The following is a 20706-nucleotide window of genomic DNA, read 5'->3' as shown; positions in this document are numbered from 1 at the left end:
GCCGCTTGCCGATGTGGCAGTGCGCGATTGGTCGTTTTGGGAAGGAGTGGTGCATGGCTGGTGTTTTGGATTCAGTGAACCAGCGCACTCAACTGGTAGGGCAGAACCGCCTTGAACTGTTGCTGTTCCGGCTGGAAGGCAAGCAGTTGTATGGGATCAACGTGTTCAAGGTAAAAGAGGTGCTTCAGTGCCCAAAACTTACCCTCATGCCCAAATCCAGTCCGATTGTGCGCGGAGTGGCAAATATTCGTGGCGGGACGATTCCGATTCTCGATCTGTCGATGGCAACCGGGGCTGCGCCTCTGGCCAACATCGCCAATTCGTTCGTCATCATTACCGAGTACAACACCAAGATTCAGGGTTTCTTGGTGCATTCGGTCGAACGCATCGTGAACATGAACTGGGAAGACATTCATCCGCCACCCAAGGGTACCGGTCGCGATCACTACCTCACGGCGGTGACGCGTATCGACAACCAGTTGGTGGAAATCATCGACGTGGAGAAGATCCTCGCCGAAGTGGCGCCGGTGTCGGAAAACATTTCGGCGGGCGTTGTGACTGAAGAAGTCGCGCACAAGGCCTTGTCGCTGCGGGTCCTGACCGTGGACGACTCTTCGGTTGCGCGCAAACAGGTCACCCGTTGCCTGCAGACCGTGGGCGTTGAAGTGATCGCGTTGAATGACGGTCGCCAGGCGCTCGAATTCCTGCGCAAGCTGGTGGACGAGGGCAAGAAACCGGAAGAAGAATTCCTGATGATGATCTCCGACATTGAAATGCCGGAGATGGACGGCTACACCTTGACTGCAGAGATCCGCAACGATCCGCGCATGCAGAAGCTGCACATTATCTTGCATACTTCCTTGTCCGGGGTGTTCAACCAGGCGATGGTGAAGAAGGTAGGTGCCGACGATTTCCTGGCCAAGTTCCGGCCGGACGATCTGGCAGCTAGAGTGGTAGATCGTATCAGGGCGGCAGATATCAGCTGAGGAGGGGACTCCCTCCTGGCTGTTCACATGATTTGAGAGGCGGCATGTCTACAGGTAATTTGGATTTTGAGCAGTTCCGGGTCTTCCTGGAAAAAGCCTGTGGCATTTTGCTGGGTGAAAACAAGCAGTACCTGGTCTCCAGTCGCCTGAACAAGCTGATGGAGCAGCAGGGCATCAAGTCGCTGGGCGAGTTGATCCAGCGTATCCAGAGCCAGCCGCGCAGTGGTCTGCGCGAGCAGGTGGTCGATGCGATGACGACCAACGAAACCCTGTGGTTTCGCGACACCTACCCGTTCGAGGTGCTCAAGAACAAGGTGCTGCCCGAGCAGCTCAAGGCGTCGCCGGGGTTGCGTCCGCGCATCTGGTCGGCGGCCTGTTCGTCGGGGCAGGAGCCGTATTCGCTGTCGATGTCGTTCGATGAGTTCGAGCGCAGCAATCCCGGGCTCTTGAAGTCGGGGGCGCAGATTGTCGCGACCGATCTGTCGGGCAGCATGCTGACCAACTGCAAGACCGGGGAATACGACAGCCTGGCCATTGGCCGTGGTTTGTCGCCGGATCGCTTGCAGCGCTATTTCGATCAGAAGACGCCGGGGCGCTGGACGGTGAAGGCGCCGATCAAGAATCGTGTGGAGTTTCGTTCCTTCAATCTGCTGGACAGCTATGCGGCGTTGGGCAAGTTCGACATTGTGTTCTGCCGCAACGTGCTGATCTATTTTTCGGCTGAGGTGAAGAAGGACATTCTGTTGCGTATTCATGCGACGTTGAAGCCAGGCGGGTATCTGTTCCTGGGGGCGTCGGAGGCGTTGAACGGATTGCCGGATCATTATCAGATGGTGCAGTGCAGTCCGGGGATCATTTATCAGGCCAAGTAGGGCTGGTGGGTGATTTGACTGGTTGCTTGAAACCCGGCGATGGTGGCCGGGTTTTTTGTTGATCGTTCCCACGCCTGTGCCGTTGATCGTTCCCACGCTCTGCGTGGGAATGCAGTGGGCGACGCTCCGCGTCGTTGGCGGACTTTGGTATCGGGTGTTGATCCGTTTTCGCGGTGGTCCGGATTTTGGGTTTCGCCCCTTACGGGCGACTGACTTTCCTTACGGGGAAAGTAAGCAAAGCCATTGCTCCTGGCTGGGGTCCTCCTTCGTCGGACTTCCCTCGACTCCGGCGCCGTTCCGGGGGCACGCTGTGATGGGCCGTCCCTGGCCCGCACAGCTTTCGCGGCTTCCTGCCGCTCATCCCCCTGCACGACGCCTGCGCTCGGCCTGGCGCCTTGACGTCGCGTTCGGCGTCGTCTGTGCCATCGCGCATGAAGATCAAAATCAAAATCTAAAACACACCACCGTCCCGTAGCAGCACGGCTTGCCGGCGGGGACGTCCTCAAGATCGCCGACGCCGGCAAGCCGGACTGCTACGGGGTGTGGTGTCAGTTTCTGTAGGAGCGCGCTTGCCCGCGACGTGGGCCTCAAGATCGCTCCCGCCGGCAAGCCGTGCTGCTACGGGAGGCATGCGGTATCCGTCGGCAAACGGCAAAAAAACGACACAACCCTTGCCGCTTTGCCTTCTTCCTGCGGAAATCGTTTGCCGCTTTTCTGGCATCGCCCATTGCCACTTGCCTCGAACCCCAGCAAACGCGGCCATTTCGCAACTTGGCACGCCGCTTGCTCTAAGACCTGCAGTCACGAACATCTGGTCAACCGATAAAGGTTCCCGACATGAGCATCAGCTTCGACAAGGCACTGGGCATTCACGAGAAAGCGCTGAACTTCCGCGCTCAACGTGCAGAAGTGCTGGCCAACAACATCACCAACGCCGACACGCCTAACTACAAGGCGCGCGACCTGGACTTTTCCAAGGTGCTGGCCGCCGAAAGCGACAAGGCCAACAACGGTACTTTCGCCCTGAACATGACCAACAACCGTCATATCGAGGCCGAAGGCATGAGCACCGGCGATGCGAGCCTGTTGTATCGCACGCCGTCGCAGCCGTCGCTGGACCAGAACACCGTCGATTCCCAGGTCGAGAACGCCAACTACGCCGAGAACGCGATTGGCTTTCAGGCCAGTTTCACTTTGCTCAACAGTAAGTTCAAAGGGCTGGTAGCAGCCCTGCGCGGAGAGTAATTCATGTCTCTATCCAGTGTTTTCAATATTGCCGGTAGTGGCATGAGTGCCCAGAACACTCGCCTGAACACCGTCGCCAGTAACATCGCCAACGCCGAGACCGTGTCGTCCAGCCTGGACAAGACCTACCGTGCCCGTCACCCGGTCTTCTCCACCGTGTTCCAGAGCCAGGAAGCCGGCGGCAGCGCTTCGCTGTTCGAAGAGCAGGGCCAGGCCGGTACCGGCGTGCAGGTGTCCGGGATCGTCGAGGACGCTTCCAACCTGGAAGCCCGCTACGAGCCAAATCACCCGGCTGCCGACAAGAACGGTTACGTCTACTACCCGAACGTCAACGTCGTCAACGAAATGGCTGACATGATCTCGGCGAGTCGCTCGTTCCAGACTAACGCGGAAGTCATGAACACCGCCAAAACAATGATGCAGAAGGTCCTGACCCTGGGTCAGTGATAAGGGGCGCATGCGATGACCGTTACCAACGACACGACCACCAGCGACTACCTCAAGTCGCTCCAGTCGGCCACTTCCGGCAAGACTGGCGACAGCACCACCGGTTCCAGCACCCTGGGCAAGGATTCGTTCCTGCAATTGCTGGTCACCCAGATGCAGAACCAGAACCCGCTCGATCCACAGGACAACAGCGAATTCGTGGCCCAGCTGGCGCAGTTCTCAAGTCTTGAAACCATGCAGAACCTGAGCACCTCGGTCGACGCCATTGGCGGCATGTACCAGTCGTCCCAGGCGTTGCAGGCGTCTTCGCTGGTGGGCCGCACCGTGGTAGTCGACGCCGGCTCCACCAGTGTCGACACCACCAAGGGCATTACCGGTCAGGCCGTCCTGCCTAACAGCAGCACCGTGACTCAGGTCAAGGTCTATGACAGCAAGGGCGAGGTGGTCCGCACCCTCGATCTGGGCGAGCAGAAGGCCGGCAACGCCAGCTTCACCTGGGACGGCAAGGACGAGGACGGTAACGTCCTGGCCTCCGGCAACTACAGCTTCGTGGCCACCGCAGCGCTGGATGGCAAGAGCTCCACGGTCAAGACCTACCTGCCGGCCACCGTCAGCAGCGTGACCATGGGCTCGGCGGGCACTGCAATGACTCTCAACCTGGCCGATGGCAGCAACGTTGCCTTGTCCAAAGTTCAACAAATCGGAATCTAGAGCCGGATCGACGGCGCAGGAGTGATACATGTCTTTCAATATCGGTCTGAGTGGGCTCTACGCAGCAAATAAAAGTCTGGACGTCACCGGCAACAACATTGCCAACGTCGCGACCGTGGGCTTCAAGTCTTCCCGTGCGGAATTCGCCGACCAGTACGCGCAATCCATTCGTGGTACTTCCGGTGGCACCAATGTCGGCAGCGGCGTGACCACTGCGGCCGTGACCCAGAACTTCACCCAGGGCTCCCTGACCACCGGCACCGGCCGTGACCTGGACCTGGCGATCAACGGCAACGGCTTCTTCATGGTCAGCAACAATGGCGAGAAGCTGTACACCCGTGCCGGTAACTTCCACACCGACACCGCCGGCAACATCATCGACACCAACGGCAACAACCTGCAGGGTTTCGGTGTTGATGCCAACGGCAATGTGAAGACGGGCGTCCTTACCAACCTGAAGGTCGATACCTCGAACATGGCGCCGAAGGCGACCACCAGCATCAGCATCAGCTCCAACCTGGATTCGAGCAAGGAAATCAACACCGCTGCCGCGTTCGATCCGGCCAAGGTCGAAACCTACGACCTGACCTACAGCACCAAAATCTACGACAGCCAGGGCAACGAGCACACCCTCGACCAGTACTTCCGGAAGACGGGACTCAATACCTGGGACATGTACTCGATGATCGACGGTCGCAGCATTTCCAACCCGGCATCCACCACCCCGGACGTGACCAACCTCACGTTCAACTCGGCGGGTAACCTGGTGACCACCCCTGCGCCAACGTCCACCGCCAACATGGTGGTAAACGCTGATGGCACGTTCACCGTCGCCAACTGGATTCCGGCCCAGAGCAAGACCGTCGGTTCGACCACCACCTGGGCAGCCAACGGTGCAGCGGCAGCCACTGGCGGCATGAAGCTGGACATGCTGGCGACCACCCAGACCAACGCGGCCGGCGGCGCCATCGCCAAGAATCAGGACGGCAACTACACCGGCCAGATCAGCGCCATGAACGTTGACTCCACCGGTAACCTGTTCGCCACCTACACCAACGGCCAGTCGCGCGTTATCGGTCAGGTTGCGCTGACGTCGTTCGCCAACGTCCAGGGCCTGGCCCCGGCCGGTGGCACCATGTGGCGTGAAACCTACGCTTCGGGCATTCCGGTCACCGGCGCTCCGGAGTCGGGTACGCTGGGTAACATTACCGGTTCTGCGCTGGAAGAATCCAACGTTGACCTGACCACCGAACTGGTTCAGCTGATCAAGGCGCAGAGCAACTATCAGGCGAACGCGAAGACCATTTCGACTGAAAGCACCATCATGCAGACCACCATCCAGATGACCTGATAACGGTTGCTGGACAGGCGTTGACAGAGCCCCTCCTCGGAGGGGCTTTTTTGTGGGCGATGGGTGGTGTTTGGCGGGTCTGAAATTACAGGAGGTGTCCCACTCGATAACTGGAAAATTCCTACTTCCGTTTTTGCGAGCATAAAACCGCTGGCAAATGAATGCGTTTGAGCCGCCGTGTTCGACCGCATCCGTTTGCCCGCGACTATCAATGCATTGACGGATGTGTCGTGAAAACGACTCAGGGAGTGTTCATGTCATTCAATATTGCGGTTTCCGGATTGAACGCGGCGCACAAGCGCATGGAAGTGGCGGGCAACAACATCGCCAACGTACACACCTCGGGTTTCAAATCCTCTCGCGCGGAATTCTCTGCGGTGTATGGCTCGGCGACCCTGGGCGGTAGCCGGTCGGCAGTGGGGGACGGGGTGCAGTTGACCAATGTCTCGCAGAACTTCGCCGCCGGCGGGGCCCAGACCAGTGAGGGGCGCCCGCTGGATCTGCGTATCCAGGGTTCGGGTTTCTTTGTGGTCAGCGACGGCGGCACCATCAGCTATACCCGTTCGGGCGCCTTCAACAAGGATGCGGAAAACTTCATCGTCGACGGACACGGCAGCCGCTTGCAGGGTTACGCCGTGAACGCCGATGGCCAGGTCATCGGCGGTGTGCGCAGCGACCTGAAGATGGACACCGCGAACATGGCGCCCAAGGCCACGAGCAAGATCGAGCAGACGCTGAACCTGGATTCGTCGGCGGCATCGCTGGCGGCGCTGCCGCGGTTCAATCCTGACGATCCGCGTACCTACACGCGCGTGACCACCCAGACCATCAAGGACGCCGGCGCCCCGGAGATCAAGGAAGAGAAGGGCAAGAACCACAAGGGCGAAGAGGTCATCACCACTCATGCCCGAGCGGCAATCCCGCCGCAAGACCACGAACTCAAGCAGTACTTCGTCAAGACCGACGACAACAACTGGACCTCGTACATCCTCATTGACGGGATCAACCCGCTGGATCCCTCGACCACCTCACCGCTGGAAATCGGTCTGCGCACCCACGCCAACGGCAAGCTTCACCTGAGCGGTGCCTCGGCGGTGGTGAGCGTGGAGAATGACACTGAGCTTGCGCTGCATGACTGGCGGCCGGCGATCAAGGAAAACGGCAGCTGGAAACCCAGCCCGGCGAGCAATGCGGGGCCCATCAAGCTGCCGCTGAGCGAAGCGGGCGCGCCGCTGCTCGATCCGGCTGATCCAGCGATGGCGCGGCCCGTGCCACCGTTCAATCCGTCCGATGTCACGACCTTCAACCGGGTCATTCCCACCGGGCTTTTCGACAGCCTCGGCAACCGGCACGAACTGAGCCAGTACTTCGTCAAGGACGGCAGCAACAGCTGGAAAATGCACGTGCTGATTGACGGACGCAATCCTCAGGATCCGGCCAGCACCGATCCACTGACGGCCAGTATGCTGTTCAACGCCGATGGTTCGATGCAATTGCTCAGTGGCGGCCCGGGGCTGACGGCGGCCAACGGCAAGCTGACCCTCAGCGGCTGGATTCCGGCCAAGTCCCTGGACGGTAACAAGCCGGGCGGCCTCTGGGGCAGCAGCGGTGCGGTGGCCAGCGGCGACGGTATCCTGCTCGACTACAGCAAGTTGAGCCAGCACCGGGCCGACACTGGGCGTTCCAATGTGGTGGTCGATGGTCATGCGTCTGGGGTGGCGTCGGGGTTGTCCATCGACAAGTCGGGCATCATGAGCGTCGGCTACACCAACGGCCTGCATCGCAAGATCGGCCAGGTCATGCTCGCCAGCTTCGCCAACGAGCAGGGCCTGCAACCGATCAGCGGGACCCGTTGGGTGCAGACGCACGCGTCCGGCATGGCGAATTTCGAGACGCCCGGCATTGGAGGGCTGGGCACAGTGGTCAGCCACTCGCTGGAGGGCTCGAACGTGGACATGTCCCGGGAGTTGGTGGAACTGATCCAGGCCCAGACCGCCTACCAGGCCAATTCCAAAAGCCTGTCGACCGAAGCTGAACTCATGCAGACCCTGATTCGCGCGACTTGATCCCTGCACCGCACCTGTAGGAGCGCGCTTGCCCGCGATGGCGTCAGCACATTCGGCATCACCGTACCTGACACACCGCCGTCGCGGGCACGCGCGCTCCTACACGGTTCCGTGGTGGAATCAAATCAGGTACCCCCCAATCCTGTAGGAGTGAGCTTGCTCGCGATGACGGTGTGTCAGTGACCACGGCTTTGACTGACACACCGCGGTCGCCGGCAAGCCGGACTGCTACGGTGCCGGCGTTGAAATCGAATCACGCGCACGCCGCCACCTGTAGGAGCGCGCTTGCCCGCGATGGCGTCAATGGGTTCGGCATCACCGTACCTGACACACCGCCGTCGCCGGCAAGCCGTGCTGCTAGGGGTGAATTATCGTCATTCAGATCGAACAATCAGACCTCACGAACGCGCCGCTGATGCGGGTCCAGCCTTTGCCGGGGCTGGTCTGGGCGCAGACGGTCTTGGTCTTGCCTTGCCACAGGTAATAAGGCGCTGGCGCCGCGACGGCCAGGGTGGTGAAGGCGAGGAGGAGGGTGAAGGTGAGCGGCAAGCGCATGACAATTTCCTGTTGGCAAAAGGCTCGATAACCCAGGCACTGCAATTATCGCTCCCTGCGCGAAATTTTTTTGGCGCGCAGGCTGTGGCGATTCTATCGAAAGTGGCGGTCCGCCGTCGCCGATCAAATCACCGCTGCCGACCCGGTCCGATTTGCGCCCGCAATCACTGGGAAATCAGCCATTTGTATCTCTTCTGAAAAACTGGCGCGATCATTGCTATGACCTGCTCAGTACAGCTACAGGCGGCAAGCGTCTGTCGGAGGAGGAAGACTGTGGACAAGTTGCTTTACGTGGCCATGAGCGGTGCGTCGGAAAACGCCATCGCGCAAAAGGCCCATGCCAACAACCTGGCGAACGTCTCGACCAACGGGTTCCAGCGCGACCTGGAACAGGCCCGCTCGATGCCGGTATTTGGCGAGGTCAACCCGTCTCGCGCCTATGCCATGAGCGAGCGCCCGGGCACTGACTTCAGCCAGGGTTCGATGATCGACACCGGTCGCGAACTGGACGTTGCCGTCAAGGGCGACGGCTGGATGGCGGTCCAGACACCCGATGGCGGCGAAGCCTACACCCGCACCTCCAGCATGAATATCGACGCCCTCGGCGTGTTGCGTGATGGCAATGGTTTGCCGGTCATGGGCAACAGCGGGCCGATTGCCGTGCCGCCACAGCAGCAGATCGAAATCGGCGCCGACGGCACGATCAGCGTTCAGTCCCTGGGTGAGAGCCCGCAGGTGATGGCGCAGATCGACCGCATCAAGCTGGTCCGGCCTGACCTTGCCAACCTGGAAAAAGGCCCCGACGGCCTGATGCACACCAAAGACGGCAAACCGGCGCAAGCCGATGCCAACGTGCAGGTCGAATCCGGTTTCCTGCAGTCGAGCAACGTCAACGCCGTCGAGGAAATGACCTCGGTGCTGGCGCTGTCCCGCCAGTTCGAACTGCATATCAAGATGATGAAGACCGCTGAGCAGGACGACGAGTCGATGGCTCGCGTCTTGCAAATGGGCTAATGACTGACAGCTTGCGCCGATAATCAGGCGCTCGAGGAGATTCAATACATGCTTCCGGCACTTTACGTCGCTAAAACCGGCCTGGCCGCTCAGGACATGAACCTGACGACCATTTCGAACAACCTGGCCAACGTCTCGACCACTGGCTTCAAGAGTGATCGCGCCGAATTCCAGGACCTGCTCTATCAGATCAAGCGTCAGCCAGGTGCTCAGTCCACCCAGGACAGCGAGCTGCCATCGGGCCTGCAGCTGGGTACCGGTGTGCGCATCGTCGGCACCCAGAAGAACTTCACAGCCGGCAGCCTTCAGACCACCAACCAGCCGCTGGACATGGCAATCAACGGCCGTGGCTTCTTCCAGATCCGTCAACCGGACGGCACCGTGGCCTACACCCGCGATGGTACTTTCCACCTGGACCAGAACGGCCAGATCGTGACCGCCAACGGTTACGCGCTGGAGCCTGCGATTGTCGTGCCCCAGGACTCGCAGACCTTCACCGTCGGCGAAGACGGCACCGTGTCGGTGACCACTTCGGCTGCCACTGCCACGCCACAGGTGATCGGCAACATCCAGACCGCCGACTTCATCAACCCGGCCGGTCTGCAGTCCCAGGGCGGCAACCTGTACCTGGAAACCGCATCCAGCGGCGCGCCGCAAGTCGGTACGCCTGGCCTGACCGGCCTGGGTGTGGTGCGTCAGAACACCCTGGAAAACTCCAACGTCAGCACCGTCGAAGAGCTGGTGAACATGATCACCACCCAGCGCGCCTACGAGATGAACTCCAAAGTGATCTCGACCGCCGACTCGATGCTGCAGTACGTCACCCAAAACCTGTAACGCAGTCACATTCAAGCGGATCCTGAAACACCTGATGGTCTTTAACGAAACACCTGGTCAATCCTTGCTACACCGAGAGGTTTTAAGTGTCATGAAACGGCTTTCTGTACTGCGGCTTTCCCTGTTGGCAGCACCGCTTTGCGGGCTCGCGCTGCTGACCGGTTGCGTTGCGCCTTCGGCCAAGCCCAATGACCCTTACTATGCGCCGGTGTTGCCACGAACGCCGCTGCCTTCGGCGGCGAACAATGGCTCGATCTATCAGGCAGGCTTCGAGCAGAACCTGTACGGCGACCGCAAGGCTTACCGGGTGGGTGACATCATCACCATCACCCTGTCCGAGCGGATGGCGGCCAGCAAGGCGGCCAGTTCCGGGATCAGCAAGACCAGCAAGACCAGCGTCGGCCTGACCTCGCTGTTCGGTGCCGGTGTGAGCACCAACAACCCGGTGGGCAGCGGTGACCTGAGCCTGAACGCAGGCTACAGCGGCGACCGCGCCACCAAGGGCGACGGCAAGGCAGCGCAGAGCAACAGCCTGACCGGTTCCATCACCGTGACCGTGGCCGATGTGCTGCCCAACGGGATTCTGTCGGTGCGTGGCGAGAAGTGGATGACGCTCAACACCGGCGATGAGCTGGTGCGCATCGCTGGCCTGATTCGTGCAGACGACATCGCCACCGACAATACCGTGTCGTCCACTCGCGTGGCCGATGCGCGCATCACGTATTCCGGTACAGGGGCGTTCGCCGATTCCAGTCAGCCTGGCTGGTTCGACCGTTTCTTCCTGAGCCCGTTGTTCCCTTTCTGATACCGGGATAGCCATGATCACGTTCAAGCAACTGATAGCGGCAGCGCTGCTGTTCACCACGGCCATCGGCGCCCATGCCGAACGCCTGAAGGACATCGCCAGCATTTCCGGCGTGCGCACCAACCAATTGATCGGCTACGGCCTGGTGGTGGGCCTGAACGGCACGGGTGACCAGACCACCCAGACACCGTTTACCCTGCAGACCTTCAACAACATGCTCTCGCAGTTCGGCATCAAGGTGCCGGCGGGCTCGGGCACGGTGCAGCTGAAGAACGTCGCGGCCGTGGCGGTGTATGCCGACCTGCCGCCGTTCGCCAAGCCCGGTCAGCAGATCGACATCACCGTGTCGTCCATCGGTAACTCCAAGAGCCTGCGCGGCGGTGCGCTGTTGATGACCCCGATGAAGGGTATCGACGGCAACGTCTATGCGGTCGCCCAGGGCAACCTGGTGGTCGGCGGCTTTGACGCTGAAGGCCGCGACGGTTCGAAGATCACCGTCAACGTTCCGTCTTCGGGTCGTATCCCTGGCGGTGCGTCGGTCGAACGTGCGGTGCCGAGCGGTTTCAACCAGGGCAACTCGTTGACCCTGAACCTCAACCGCAACGACTTCACCACGGCCAAGCGCATCGTCGACAAGATCAACGACATGCTCGGCCCAGGCGTCGCGCAAGCGGTGGACGGTGGTTCGGTGCGCGTGACAGCGCCGCTGGACCCCAACCAGCGCGTGGACTACCTGTCGGTGCTGGAGAACCTGGAGATCGATCCGGGCCAGACCTCGGCCAAGGTCATCATCAACTCGCGTACCGGCACCATCGTCATCGGCCAGAACGTCAAGGTTTCGCCGGCCGCCGTGACCCACGGCAGCCTGACCGTGACCATCACCGAAGACCCTGTGGTAAGCCAGCCGGGTGCGTTCTCCAACGGCCAGACCGCCGTGGTACCGCGCTCCAAGATCAATGCACAACAGGAACTGCATCCGATGTTCAAGTTCGGCCCGGGTACCACCCTGGACGAAATCGTGCGTGCGGTTAACCAGGTCGGCGCAGCCCCTGGCGACCTGATGGCGATTCTCGAAGCACTGAAACAGGCCGGCGCCCTGCAAGCCGACCTGATCGTGATTTAAGGACTGACCGATGAGTATTCCAACTGGCGGCACGAGCACAGTCGATTCGGGGGCGTATACCGACCTCAATCGCCTGACCGCCATGAAGAACGGCGATCGTGACAGCGAAGCGAACCTCAAGAAGGTGGCGCAGGAATTCGAGTCGCTGTTCGTCAGCCAGATGCTCAAGGCCATGCGCTCGGCCAACGAAGTGCTGGCCAAGGACAACCCGATGAACACTGCCGCGACCCGGCAGTATCAGGACATGTACGACCAGCAACTGGCGGTCAGCATGTCCCGCGAGGGTGGCGGTATCGGCCTTCAGGAAGTGCTGATGCGCCAGCTCTCCAAGAACAAGAGCGATGCGGGCCCTGCGACCAACCAGCTCAACCCGGCGGCGCCGACGGCCGCTGACGCCACTCACGCCCAGGGTGGCCTGGCGACCCGTATCGCCCAGCGTCCGTTGTGGGCAACCCGTTCGGTCGCGCCGGCTTCCACCGCCCTTGGCACCAACGCCGATGGCAGCGTGCACAACGATGTGGCCGCGCTCAACGCCCGTCGCCTGTCGCTGCCAAGCAAGCTGACCGACCGCATCATGGCCGGTATCGTGCCGAACACCGCAGGTGATGCTGCAGCCAGTGCGACCACGCTGAAAAACCGCATTGCCGTGTCCAATGCCGTGGCCGCCGCCAAGCAGGCTGGCAGTTCGGGCAATGGCGACTGGACCATCGGCCCGCAGTACACCGCCCAGGCCGACAGCTACGTGCGCAACCGCGTGCAGACTCCGCTGGCGCCGGGCAAGGCCGCGTTCGCCAATGCCGACGAGTTCGTCGCCACCATGTTGCCGCTGGCCAAGGACGCCGCCGCGCGGATCGGCGTCGATCCGACCGTGCTGGTGGCCCAGGCGGCGCTGGAAACCGGCTGGGGCAAATCGATCATGCGTCAATCCGATGGCAGCAGCAGCCACAACCTGTTCGGCATCAAGGCCCAGGGTGGCTGGCAGGGGCCTGAAGCGCGGGCGATCACCAGCGAGTTCCGCGACGGCAAGATGGTCAAGGAGACGGCGGACTTCCGTTCCTACGACTCCTACGCCGACAGCTTCCACGATCTGGTCAGCTTCCTGCAGAACAACAATCGCTATCAAGCCACGCTCAAATCGGCCGATAACCCGGAACAGTTTGTGAAAGAACTGCAGAAGGCCGGGTACGCCACGGATCCGGGCTATGCCAGCAAGATTTCCCAAATAGCGAAACAGATGAAGAGTTACCAGAGCGTTGCAACCGCATCGGGCTCTTCCACGACTTTATAAGGTTTGAACCATGTCACTGATCTCAATTGGGCTTTCGGGACTGAACGCCAGCAGTGCAGCGATGACCACCATCGGCAACAACACTGCTAACGTCGACACGCTGGGCTACTCGCGCCAGCAAGTGATGACCACTTCCAGTGCTCAGCAGAATATCGGTGTGGGCTTCATCGGCACCGGTACTACGCTGTCGGACGTACGTCGGATCTACAACGGCTTCCTGAACACCCAAGTGCAGTCCAGTACATCGCTCAACTCCGATGCCCAGGCGTATCTGGGTCAGGCCAAGCAACTCGACTCGATTCTGTCCGACAGCTCGACCGGGATCAGCACCGTCCTGAGCAACTTCTTCTCGTCCTTGCAAACGCTGTCGAGCGGGTCGACCGTCGCGGCCAACCGCGCCAATTTCCTGGCCAGCGCCAAGTCGCTCGCCGGGCAGTTCAACGCCATCTCCTCGCAGATGAAGGACCAGAACACCAGCATCAACAGTCAGTTGACGTCCCTCACCGGACAGGTCAACTCGCTGGCGTCCTCGATTGCCGACCTCAACACCCAGATCACCCAGGCCAAGGCCACCGGCGGCGAGCCCAACTCCCTGCTCGATGCCCGGGACGAGGCCGTGCGCCAGCTCAACGACCTGGTGGGCGCCAAGGTGGTCGAGAACAACGGCAACTATGACGTCTACATCGGCAGCGGCCAGCCGCTGGTCACCGGTGGCAAGGCCGGCACGCTGACCGCAGGCCCGAGCGACAGCGACCCGAACGTGTACTCGGTCAAGCTCAATTATCAGAACAGCAGCGTGGATGTGTCGTCGGTGGTCACCGGCGGTACCATCGGCGGTCTGCTGCGCTATCGCAGCGACGTGCTGCAGCCTGCGGCCAACGAGCTCGGTCGCCTGGCGCTGGTGGTCTCCGACCAGATCAACCAGCAGATGGGGCAGGGCGTGGATGCCAACGGCAACTTTGGCTCCAGCATGTTCACCAGCATCAACGACCCAAGCCTGGTCAGCCAGCGCAGCCTTGCCAACAAAGGCAACAGCGCAGGTTCCGGCAATCTGGACGTGACCATCGCCAACACCGGCGCGCTGACCACCAACGACTATCAGGTGACGTTCACCAGCGCCACCGGCTACAGCGTCACTCGCCTGCCGGACGGCCAGAACATGGGCGCCTACGACCTGAGCACCACGCCGCCACCGGTTATCGATGGCTTCTCGCTCAAGCTCAATGGCGGTGCGGTCACTGCCGGCGACAGCTTCAAGGTCAGCCCGACCGCGTCGGCGGCGGGTGGCATCAAGACGGTCATGACCGACCCGAAAACCATCGCGCTGGCGGCGCCGTTGACGGCCACCAAAGGTGCAGGCAACGAGGGCAACGGGACTTTCACCCAGCCTGTGCTGAACACCCCGACCAATATCTACGACGCCACCGGCACCGCCGACCTGCGCAAGGCCATCGACGGCTCGACGCCGATGCGCCTGATGATGGGCGCCGTCGCAGCGGACGGCACGCAGTCCTATTCGCTGGTTGACGCCAGCGGGGCAGCCGTCAAAGACAAGAACGGCAACCCGATCACCGGCACGATCGTGCAGAAGCAGAACAACGACCTGAACCTGGCAGTGGGCTACACCGACTCGTCGGGTGCGGCGCAGTCGTTCTCCATCAGTATGTCAATCAATGGCGAGCCGAAGGCAGGCGACACTTTCAGCATCGACATGACCGGCGCCGGTTCCTCGGACAACCGCAATGCCGAGACCACGCTGGCCCTGCAGACCAAACAGACCGTCGATACCGCCGGCGGCAGCGGCACCGGGATGACCCTGAGCGGCGCCAACGCCAACCTGATTTCCTCGGTCGGTGCCAAAGCCAAGCAGGCCTCGGCCGACGCCACCGCCACCACCGCAGTGCTGGCCCAGGCCAAGGGCGCGCGCGACAGCGTGTCCGGCGTGTCGCTGGATGAAGAAGCGGCCAACCTGGTCAAGTACCAGCAGTACTACACGGCCTCGTCGCAGATCATCAAAGCCGCTCAAGCCATCTTCAGCACGCTGATCAACAGTCTTTAAGGGGTCGTAAACCATGCGTATTTCCACCACCCAGTTTTACGAAACCAGCGCCAGCAACTACTCGCGCACCTACGCCAACGTCACCAAGACCGGCGAGGAAGTCTCCAGCCAGATCAAGCTCAACACCGCGGGCGACGATCCTGTGGGCGCGGCGCGCGTACTGGCCTTGCAGCAACAGAACTCGATGCTGCTGCAGTACAAGTCCAACATCGACAACATCAACACCGGCGTCGTGAACACCGAGACCGCGCTGACCGCCATCACCTCGGCGATCCAGCGCGCCCAGGAGTTGGTGCTGTCCGCCAGCAACGGCACCAACACCGACCAGAACCGTCAGGCCAACGCTTCGGAGCTCAAGCAGTTGCAGGACCAGATCCTGGGCCTGATGAACTCCAAGGATTCGGAAGGCAACTACCTGTTCTCGGGATCGAAGTCGAGCACACCGCCCTACGCGATCAACCCCGATGGCAGCTACAGCTATCAGGGCGACCAGACCCGCAACATGCTGAACATCGGCAGCGGCATTTCCATGGCCAGCAACATCACTGGCTGGGATGCGTTCGAGCAGGCGATCAACACCACCCGTACCTCGGCGACCCTGACGTCGCCGACCACTGACGACGGCGTGCTGACGCTGTCCGGCGGCAGCGTCAGCAACAGTTCTGACTACGACACCAAGTTCCTGAGCGGCCAGCCGTACAGCATCACGTTCCAGAGCAGCACTCAGTACCAGATCCTCGACAAGAACGGCAACGACGTGACTGCGGAAGCCTCGTCGGCCGGCAAGTTCAAGTCCACCGGCCCGGAGAACCAGAGCATCGGTTTCCGTGGCCTGGAGCTGAACCTGAACGTCAACCTGACCCAGGCGCAGTACACCAACTCAGGCGCGGCCGATACCGCCATCGCAGGCCACAGCTTCCAGCTGGCGGTCTCGCCGACGTCCGTCACCACTGCACGCTTGCCGGCCAACCCGTCGTCAACCGTGATCAGCGGCACTACGGTCACCAACCAGGCCAACTACGACAGCACCTTCCCGTCCGGTGGTGCGATCCTGCGTTTCTCCAGTGCCACCAGCTTTGATCTGTACGCGGCGCCCTACGATCCAGCCACCAGCAAGCCGGTGTCCAGCGGCACCCTGACCGGCACCCCGCCAACGGCGACCGCAGCCGGGGTGACCTTCACCCTGAGCGGCGCGCCACAGGCGGGCGACCAGTTCACCGCCACCGGTTCCGCACCCCAGAGCCAGAACATCCTCAACACCCTGGGCACGGTCATCAATGCCCTGAACAGCAAGGTGGACGGTGATCCGATCGCCAAGCAGAAGCTGCAGGCCACCCTGACCTCGACCATCGGCAACCTGACCAGCGCCGCCAGCCAGATCGGCGATGCGGTCGCCGACGGTGGTGCGCGCGCAGCCACGGCCACCTCGCAAGGTGTCACCAACCAGACGCTGATCGACAACGGCACTACCGAGTCGGGCACCATCACCGCCTCCGACCCGGTCGATGCCATTGCCAGGCTGACCCTGCAGAAGAACATGCTGCAAGCCTCGCAACTGGTGTTCACCCAACTGTCCTCGCTGAACCTGTTCAGCAAGTTGTAATCGCCTGACCGGAGGGCGGTGCGCGAATTCTTCCCGCGCCGCCACCGCCGAGCGTCAACCGTTTTTTTCAGCGGTTAAGCCCCGCTCTCAGCCGAGAGGGGCGCGCCGCTCGTGAGTCCGCCTGTGAAATCAGCTCCTCTGGTCAGCATCGTCATACCCGCCTTCAATTCCCGTTTCTTCCAGCGTGCGTTACAGGGCGCGCTCAGCCAGACCTACTCGAACCTGGAAGTGATTGTCTGCGACGACTCGCGCGGCGACGAGATCCAGCGCATCACCGAAGCCTTTGCCCAGAACATTCGGGTCGACCTGCGTTACGTGCGCAACCCGCAGCGGCTGGGATTTGTCGGCAACCTGCAGGCGTGCCTGGCGCAGGCCCGTGGCGAGTACGTGAAGTTTCTCTGCGACGATGACCAGTTGTTCGCGCTGGCGGTGCAGATGCAGGCGCGGCAGTTGGACATGCATCCGGACGTGAATCTGGTACTGGCCTTGCGCCTGTTCTGGGACGCCGATGACGTGCAGCTTCCGGCCCGCCTTGAAAACAGTGCATTGGCCCCTCGTGGCGCGGTGTACAAGGGCGAGGACCTGCTGGGGATCTTCCAGGCGTTTCCGATCAACTTCGTCGGTGGTTTCAGCAGTTCGATGTTCCGTCGCAGGGACCTTGAAGAACTGTTGCCGGCACTGACCCAGCCGGAGCACGGCTTCGTCGCCTCGCTGGACCTGGCGCTGTACATCTGCCTGATGCGGCGCAGCAACGTGGTGGTGCTCAACAACGTGCTGAGCGTCGAGCGTCTGCATCAGGATCGGCTGAGCCATCAGCAATCGATGAAGGACGCCGCCCTGCAAGAGCGCGAGTGGTTGCTGCAGATGCTCGAAGCCCGTGGTGGCGAGCAGGCACCGGCCAAGGGCTGGGTGCGCTACCAGCCGCTGACCGACGACGAACTGGCGGGCGGCCCTGCACAACCTCGTGCCTGGGATGAGCTGCCGCTGAGCCGTTCGCTCGGCACCAAGCAGAGCACCCAGCAGTGGCGGGTCGGCGTCGACAGCGAGAGTTTCGCCGAACTGTATGACCAGTGGCTGAGCTGCCGCATGCTGACACCGCTGCAGCAGAGCCAGTTGCCCAACGTCATCGCCCAGTGGCCGTCGCGGCCGAAGATCGTTCCGGTCATCATCGACGAAACGGGTGGTCGCGCCAGCCTGGCAACGACCCTCGACAGCCTCGACCAGCAGTTGTATCCGCCGGAACTGATCGTCGTGCTGTCGCGCACCTGCACCGAAGCCCGGCTTGAAAAACGGGTGTTCACCCTGCCGCTGCAGGACGACCCCTACGCCCAGCTCAACCCGCTGTTGTCGCAGCTCGACGGGGCCCAGTGGTGCTACTTGCTGCAGGCAGGAGACCGGTTGGTCAAGCCGGCCTTGCTGATGCTGGCCGAGCGCATCGCCATGAACCCCGGGCTGCAGTGCCTGTACAGCGACGAAGGCTCCCTGCGCGAGGGCGAGTCGGCGGAGCCGGTGTTCAAGCCGGACTTCAACCTCGACATGCTGCGCAGCTACCCTTATGTCGGTCGCGCCCTGGCGTTTTCCCGCCGTGCGTTGCTCGATGCCGGCGGTTTTGATCCGCGGTTTGGCGTGCTGGCACCCCACGACGCCCTGTGGCGGCTGTTCGAGCAGGACGGCGACGCAGCCATTGGCCATGTCAGCGAACTGCTGCTGGAATCGTCGTTCCCGCTACCGCGCTGGCTGGCGCTGCCGGAGGTCGCCGAGCAGAACCTTCAAGTGGTCCAGGCGCACTTGCAGCGCTGTGGCATCGCCCACGACATTCGTCCGGGCCAGAGCCTGGCGTTGCTCAACCGCATCGAGTACCTGCACCGCGAACAGCCGCTGGTGTCGATCATCCTGATCGTCAAGGACCAGTTGCCGGCCTTGCAGCGCTGCGTCGAAACCCTGTTCGAGAAAACCGCCTACGGCCGCTATGAACTGCTGATCGTCGACAATGCCAGCGAAACCCCCGAGGCCCGGGCGTGGCTGGCGGCGATGGCGCAACTGGACCCCGATCGCTTGCGGGTGCTGCGCCATTCGCAGACCGAACCTGTGGCCGCGCTGTACAACCAGGCTGCCAGCGATGCCCGCGGCGACTACCTGCTGCTGCTCAATCCATACGCGATGATTACCCATGGCGACTGGCTCGGCGAGCTGGTCAGTCAGGCTCAGCGCCCGGAAGTCGGTGTGGTCGGCGCGAAGCTGTTTGGCTCCGATGGTCAGGTGCTGCACGCCGGGCTGATCCTGGGCCTGCATGGCCCGGCCGGTGTGCCGTTCCACGGCGAGAACATCAATGCCAGCGGCTACCTGCAACGCCTGCAGGTGGTCAGCGACCTCTCTGCGGTCGGCGGCGATTGCCTGATGATTCGCAAGCGCCTGTTCGCCGAGCTGGACGGTCTGGACGAAGTTCAGTACGGCAAGGGCCTGAGCCATGTCGACCTGTGCCTGCGGGTGCGCGAGAGCGGTCACCTGGTGGTCTGGACTCCGCACGCGTTGCTCGCCCTGGGCAGCCAGCCGCCGGTGATCGCGACGCCTGAGCTTCGCGAATTGCAGATTCTGGAACAGGAGCGTTTCTACCTGCGCTGGCTGCCGGTAGTGGCCCGCGATCCGGCGTACAACCCCAACCTTGCGCTCAACAGCCTGGGCGGCACCAGCTTCAACCTGGAGCCGGGGCTGACCACTGGCTGGAGTCCGTTTTCCACCACGCAACTGCCGCGCATCCTGGCCTTGCCGATCAACGCGTCGGCCATCGGTCACTACCGCGTCACCCAGCCGCTGATCGAGCTGGAAGCGGCGGGTAGGGCGGTGGGCGTGATCAACTACAACCTGCCGAGCATGATCGATATCGAGCGCCAGTCGCCCGACATCATCGTGCTGCAGGGGCGCTACAGCGAAGCCCCCATTGATGAGATCGTAGGGCTGAAAACCTACTCCAGGGCGCGACGCATCTTCGAGCTGGATGACTACGTCATCCATGTGCCCAAGAAGAACGCGCACATCCGCAACATGCCCGACCGCTTGGAGATGGAGCGCCTGGTGCGCCGTGGCATCAGCCTGTGCGACCGCGTGGTGGTATCGACCCAGCCGCTGGCCGATGCCCTGAGCGAGATGCACACCGACATTCGCGTGGTGCCGAACATGCTCTCGCCTCACTGGTGGAGCGGTCTGCGCAGCCATCGCCGAACGTCGGTCAAGCCACGGGTCGGCTGGGGCGGCGGTACCAGCCACTCGGGTGACCTTGAGATCATCGCCGAGGTGGTGCGTGAGCTGGCAGATGAAGTGGATTGGGTATTCTTCGGCATGTGCCCGGATGCCTTGCGGCCTTACGTGCGCGAATTTCACACGGTGGTAGCGCTGGAGGCGTACCCGGCCAAACTGGCCAGCCTGAATCTGGACCTGGCGCTCGCCCCGCTGGAGCATCACATCTTCAACGACTGCAAAAGCAACCTGCGGTTGCTGGAGTACGGCGCCTGCGGCTACCCGGTGATCTGCACCGACACCTTGGCTTACCGTGGTTACCTGCCGTGCACGCGGATCTACACCAACAGCACGGAAGAATGGCTCGAGGCAATCCGCAGCCACCTCGCCGACCCGGACGCCAGCTACCGCCAGGGCGACGCCCTGCGCGAAGCGGTGCTGCGCGACTACATGCTGCGAGACGACAACCTGCAGCATTGGGTCAACGGCTGGCTAGCCGACTGACACCCC

General features: G+C 61.9%; 16 protein-coding genes. 15 read left to right on the top strand and 1 reads right to left on the bottom strand.

From position 1 onward, the window contains the following. Nucleotides 1–53 precede the first annotated feature (53 nt). The 7 genes from ACIPO9_RS13435 (at nucleotide 54) to ACIPO9_RS13405 (ending at nucleotide 7678) form a co-directional block, all read left to right on the top strand. Nucleotides 54–986 carry a chemotaxis protein CheV gene (locus tag ACIPO9_RS13435; protein WP_274136389.1) on the top strand — a complete coding sequence of 311 codons (933 nt, stop codon included), beginning with the start codon at nucleotides 54–56 and terminating at the stop codon, nucleotides 984–986. Between the two features lie 44 nt (nucleotides 987–1030). Beyond that, nucleotides 1031–1858: a protein-glutamate O-methyltransferase CheR gene (cheR, locus tag ACIPO9_RS13430; RefSeq protein WP_274136390.1), complete on the top strand. Its 828-nt coding sequence runs from the start codon at nucleotides 1031–1033 to the stop codon at nucleotides 1856–1858. A gap of 837 nt (nucleotides 1859–2695) precedes the next feature. After that, nucleotides 2696–3103, top strand: coding sequence for a flagellar basal body rod protein FlgB (gene flgB, locus ACIPO9_RS13425; RefSeq protein ID WP_274136392.1), 408 nt, complete (start codon nucleotides 2696–2698; stop codon nucleotides 3101–3103). 3 nt (nucleotides 3104–3106) lie between these two features. Beyond that, a complete protein-coding gene (gene flgC / locus ACIPO9_RS13420) occupies nucleotides 3107–3550 on the top strand; it encodes a flagellar basal body rod protein FlgC (RefSeq protein ID WP_274136394.1) in 444 nt (147 codons plus the stop codon). A gap of 15 nt (nucleotides 3551–3565) precedes the next feature. Beyond that, complete coding sequence (locus tag ACIPO9_RS13415) at nucleotides 3566–4261, top strand: flagellar hook assembly protein FlgD (RefSeq protein WP_400781393.1); 696 nt, start codon at nucleotides 3566–3568, stop codon at nucleotides 4259–4261. Between the two features lie 28 nt (nucleotides 4262–4289). Next, nucleotides 4290–5612 carry a flagellar hook protein FlgE gene (gene flgE / locus ACIPO9_RS13410; RefSeq protein ID WP_274136397.1) on the top strand — a complete coding sequence of 441 codons (1323 nt, stop codon included), beginning with the start codon at nucleotides 4290–4292 and terminating at the stop codon, nucleotides 5610–5612. 254 nt (nucleotides 5613–5866) lie between these two features. Then, nucleotides 5867–7678 (top strand): flagellar hook protein FlgE, encoded by a 1812-nt coding sequence (locus ACIPO9_RS13405; RefSeq protein WP_400781390.1) that lies wholly within the window; start codon nucleotides 5867–5869, stop codon nucleotides 7676–7678. A gap of 378 nt (nucleotides 7679–8056) precedes the next feature. Here ACIPO9_RS13405 and ACIPO9_RS13400 read toward each other — a convergent pair whose 3' ends face one another. Then, a complete protein-coding gene (locus ACIPO9_RS13400) occupies nucleotides 8057–8233 on the bottom strand; it encodes a hypothetical protein (RefSeq protein ID WP_400781388.1) in 177 nt (58 codons plus the stop codon). Nucleotides 8234–8506: 273 nt separating this feature from the next. Here ACIPO9_RS13400 and ACIPO9_RS13395 point away from each other — a divergent pair, with 273 nt between their 5' ends. The 8 genes from ACIPO9_RS13395 to ACIPO9_RS13360 all read left to right on the top strand — a co-directional run bounded on the left by ACIPO9_RS13395 (nucleotide 8507) and on the right by ACIPO9_RS13360 (nucleotide 20700). Next, the gene (locus tag ACIPO9_RS13395; RefSeq protein ID WP_274132339.1) at nucleotides 8507–9247 is read left to right on the top strand and encodes a flagellar basal body rod protein FlgF; all 741 of its coding nucleotides are present in this window, start codon (nucleotides 8507–8509) and stop codon (nucleotides 9245–9247) included. Nucleotides 9248–9295: 48 nt separating this feature from the next. Then, nucleotides 9296–10084: a flagellar basal-body rod protein FlgG gene (gene flgG / locus ACIPO9_RS13390; RefSeq protein ID WP_274132340.1), complete on the top strand. Its 789-nt coding sequence runs from the start codon at nucleotides 9296–9298 to the stop codon at nucleotides 10082–10084. Between the two features lie 91 nt (nucleotides 10085–10175). Beyond that, complete coding sequence (flgH, locus tag ACIPO9_RS13385) at nucleotides 10176–10889, top strand: flagellar basal body L-ring protein FlgH (RefSeq protein WP_274132341.1); 714 nt, start codon at nucleotides 10176–10178, stop codon at nucleotides 10887–10889. Between the two features lie 13 nt (nucleotides 10890–10902). Continuing rightward, nucleotides 10903–12012 (top strand): flagellar basal body P-ring protein FlgI, encoded by a 1110-nt coding sequence (locus ACIPO9_RS13380; RefSeq protein WP_274132342.1) that lies wholly within the window; start codon nucleotides 10903–10905, stop codon nucleotides 12010–12012. Nucleotides 12013–12022: 10 nt separating this feature from the next. Then, the gene (flgJ, locus tag ACIPO9_RS13375; RefSeq protein ID WP_400609774.1) at nucleotides 12023–13300 is read left to right on the top strand and encodes a flagellar assembly peptidoglycan hydrolase FlgJ; all 1278 of its coding nucleotides are present in this window, start codon (nucleotides 12023–12025) and stop codon (nucleotides 13298–13300) included. Nucleotides 13301–13310: 10 nt separating this feature from the next. Next, the gene (gene flgK, locus ACIPO9_RS13370) at nucleotides 13311–15359 is read left to right on the top strand and encodes a flagellar hook-associated protein FlgK (RefSeq protein ID WP_400609772.1); all 2049 of its coding nucleotides are present in this window, start codon (nucleotides 13311–13313) and stop codon (nucleotides 15357–15359) included. A 13-nt stretch (nucleotides 15360–15372) separates the two neighbouring features. Further along, a complete protein-coding gene (locus ACIPO9_RS13365; RefSeq protein WP_274132345.1) occupies nucleotides 15373–16962 on the top strand; it encodes a flagellar hook-associated protein 3 in 1590 nt (529 codons plus the stop codon). A gap of 123 nt (nucleotides 16963–17085) precedes the next feature. Beyond that, the gene (locus ACIPO9_RS13360) at nucleotides 17086–20700 is read left to right on the top strand and encodes a glycosyltransferase (protein ID WP_400781386.1); all 3615 of its coding nucleotides are present in this window, start codon (nucleotides 17086–17088) and stop codon (nucleotides 20698–20700) included. The last annotated feature ends 6 nt before the right edge of the window (nucleotides 20701–20706 follow it).

Source organism: Pseudomonas sp. NPDC090203 (genome assembly GCF_044746765.1).
In the GTDB taxonomy this organism is placed as follows: domain Bacteria; phylum Pseudomonadota; class Gammaproteobacteria; order Pseudomonadales; family Pseudomonadaceae; genus Aquipseudomonas; species Aquipseudomonas putida_AD.
This window is presented reverse-complemented; position numbering and strand designations above follow the sequence as displayed.